1 protein-coding gene is annotated in these 585 nt (G+C 38.8%); it reads left to right on the forward strand.

Annotation, left to right across the window (positions count from 1 at the left end; genetic code table 11):
• Positions 1–2 precede the first annotated feature (2 nt).
• Positions 3–419, forward strand: a complete 417-nt coding sequence (locus ACFIM8_RS09380) for a hypothetical protein (protein WP_375614859.1) — start codon at positions 3–5, stop codon at positions 417–419.
• Positions 420–585 lie beyond the last annotated feature (166 nt).

Consider the following 585-nt stretch of genomic DNA (forward strand, 5'->3'; position numbering starts at 1 on the left):
AAATGAACATGTTGTTTAAATTACTGAGTATAATAGTTTTATTAAGTATAGTGGGATGTCAGTTTAATAAAACTCCTGGAGGGTATTTGAGCGCGTGGGAGAAAAATGGTGTTACTAATTTTACAGAGGTAGGAAAAGCCTTGTTAGAATGTGGCATGCCAACGCCTTATGATGTCGATCCAGAAAACAGAAAGCAGAGCATTAATGCAAAAGCAACAATTTATGCTTGCATGCTTCAATCAGGGTTTCGCTATAAAGATGAAGAGGTAGCAAGAGCGGGAGGGCCATGTTATACTTTTAGAGCCGAAAACCTTCCGGCTTGTCGTCCAGGTGCTGTCATACCACAGCGCAGTGTCAAGAAGCGCTTAAACAGCCCTTTTTGTAAAAAATATAAAAATAGTCGCAAATGCCAGCCTTAAGTCTTTCTTGTGATGATCAACAATCTGTCATCCTTGCCTTTACTTGGAATGGCAGGATTGTTTTCTCAATCTACCATCTCAACTCAGTCCAGAACTGTCTTGAAAAACGGAGATAAAATATCAACAGGCTTTAGAGCCTTTTTATTGTAAATAAATCCATTGAAAG

Origin of the sequence: Bartonella sp. AC535YNZD, assembly GCF_042196625.1 — a bacterium.
GTDB lineage: Bacteria > Pseudomonadota > Alphaproteobacteria > Rhizobiales > Rhizobiaceae > Bartonella.